Source organism: Aeromonas sp. S16(2024), from assembly GCF_041403065.1.
Classification (GTDB): Bacteria; Pseudomonadota; Gammaproteobacteria; order Enterobacterales; family Aeromonadaceae; genus Aeromonas.
The window spans coordinates 1-2,054 of the sequence record NZ_JBGLQX010000053.1 but is presented as its reverse complement, the minus strand read 5'-3'; the positions used below and the strand labels follow the sequence as shown (position 1 = coordinate 2,054).

The 2,054-nt window shown below is 51.4% G+C and carries 1 protein-coding gene; it reads left to right on the top strand.

Annotated features, from left to right (window positions below):
• Positions 1–1,349: 1,349 nt before the first annotated feature.
• On the top strand, positions 1,350–1,997 hold the full coding sequence (locus ACB030_RS20260) for a hypothetical protein (protein ID WP_371162247.1): 648 nt from the start codon (positions 1,350–1,352) through the stop codon (positions 1,995–1,997).
• The last annotated feature ends 57 nt before the right edge of the window (positions 1,998–2,054 follow it).

The following is a 2,054-nucleotide window of genomic DNA, read 5'->3' as shown; positions in this document are numbered from 1 at the left end:
TTGTGGTGCTCGAAGTCAGAGAAACAAGCTAAAAAGAGCCGGCTGGAATGACGACTATCGGGCTCAGTTATTCTTTGGTTAAAATATCAACAAAGTGTGCTCCCGCCCTGGCTCCGACAGGGTCTGCAATATCTTGTCCATGCCTCTCTCCACTGCCTGCATGTGATGGGCGACCACCTTAGCCAACCCGGGACACGCCAGACAAGTGCGAGAAAGGGGTAGGCCGGGGAAATATCGGTCCGTTCACACTTTGGCGGGCCACGCCTGAGGCCCCGCCCCACCCCAGGCGTGCGGCCGTAACTTTGAACCAGCGCAAAAAACCTGTCGATTCTGACACTTGGGTCAGCAATATCCGTGGATCGGGCCCCGTCGGCTCCGTAGGATGGGGGTGGGTGCCCGTTGGCCCCTGTTTTGTCCCGTCGGGTCAGCGGCGCATTGTGGTAGCGAGAGCCAGGGGCGGTAGCGTCGTTGGCGGATGCCAGCCCGGCATCCCGCGCCTCGGCAAGGTGCGAGGGTTCCACCCTCGACGGGGTTTCCTACGGCCCCGGGACCCGGGACAAGTAGGGTCGAGTAGGGTCGATTAGCGAAGCGTAATCGTCCGCGGTAACAATCCCCTCGCCCCTTGGGGGAGAGGCGTAGGGTGCAATAAGCACGTAGGGTCGATTAGCACAGCGTAATCGTCCGCGGTAACCATCCCCTCTCCCCTTGCGGGAGAGGGTTAGGGTGAGGGGTCGCCAACTGCTTTGGGCATGGCTTCGCCATGCAGGACACGAGGGCGTTGCCCTCGACGGTGTTTCGCCCGCCCTTCGGGCTTGGGCGAGTGACTTTTCTTTGCGTGGCCAAAGAAAAGTCACCAAAAGAAAGGCCACCCCCGCTTGTTCGCCCTCCTGCGTCGGGTTCCCTCGGTTCACCCGTTTGTCCCACGGCACGCGCCGATGGGCCATCCCTAGCCCAGCGGCACTCGCTCGGCGTCCTGCCTCGCGGCCTGGACAAACGGGCTCACCTCGGCGAACAACAGGGGGCAACACCTAACCCGCAGGCCAGAGGCCAACTAGCTAGTAGCACCCAACATTAATAGGAAGAGGTGTTATCTCTTATCCAGCCCCCCGGTCGCCAGAAAGGCTAGGGCCGATTGCCGTACCTATGCATCAAGCTAAATCAGCTTGTTTGCACAGGTGAGAAAGTGAACAAAAGACAGCCGAAAGTGGCACTTAGCTCTATCAAAGAATTGCCTGATATTGCATACCCGATAGTGAACATTTAGCCGCGATAAAACCTTGTTTCTCGAACGTCCGATTACAATTTGCTAATCGAACCTATAGCCCTGATTATTTTATGTGGACTTTCAAATGCCTGACCAATTCAACCTAAAAGATATATACGAACAAAATTTAAACTTTTTGATTGGAGCTGGAGCATCACATGGATTTTTACCTACCTTAGCTCTAGAAATTAAAGATGATGATGGTAAAAAGCATACATTTGAAACATTAGCTAAGATTTTTGAAAGTAATTCCCCAATGAAGTGTTTGCTATTCATGTTGTACTACCGAGAGTGTATAAAACCTGGGTTGCCATGTATATGGCCTAAAGGGGTACCGGCGCCACCTAGAGCGCCGGTAAAAGAAGTAGTCATTGGCGAATATAAACTTTTTATTAACACATTAATTCGTGTTTTAGATAGACAGAAGGACTCTGCAAAAAAAGCAAATATATTTACCACGAACTATGATAATTGTATTGAAACTGCCTGTGAAGAGTTACTAACTGAGCATGTAGCACCATTCTATGTCAATGATGGAAGTTCTGGATTCCAAAAGCGCATCTTTCATACTAAGAATTTCAATAATAGAGTAATTAATAAGGGTGCCTTTGAGCGATATGACCAAACCCTTCCTCAATTAAATATTCTACATGCTCATGGCTCCGTCCATTGGGAAAAGGCAGGGCGGGATCGCACTTTGTTAATGAAATTTGAACAGGCAGATCGTCTGTGATCTAATCGCGTCTCCATGCAGGAGGCACGCGCTATGACGTTGATTGAACACCTTACC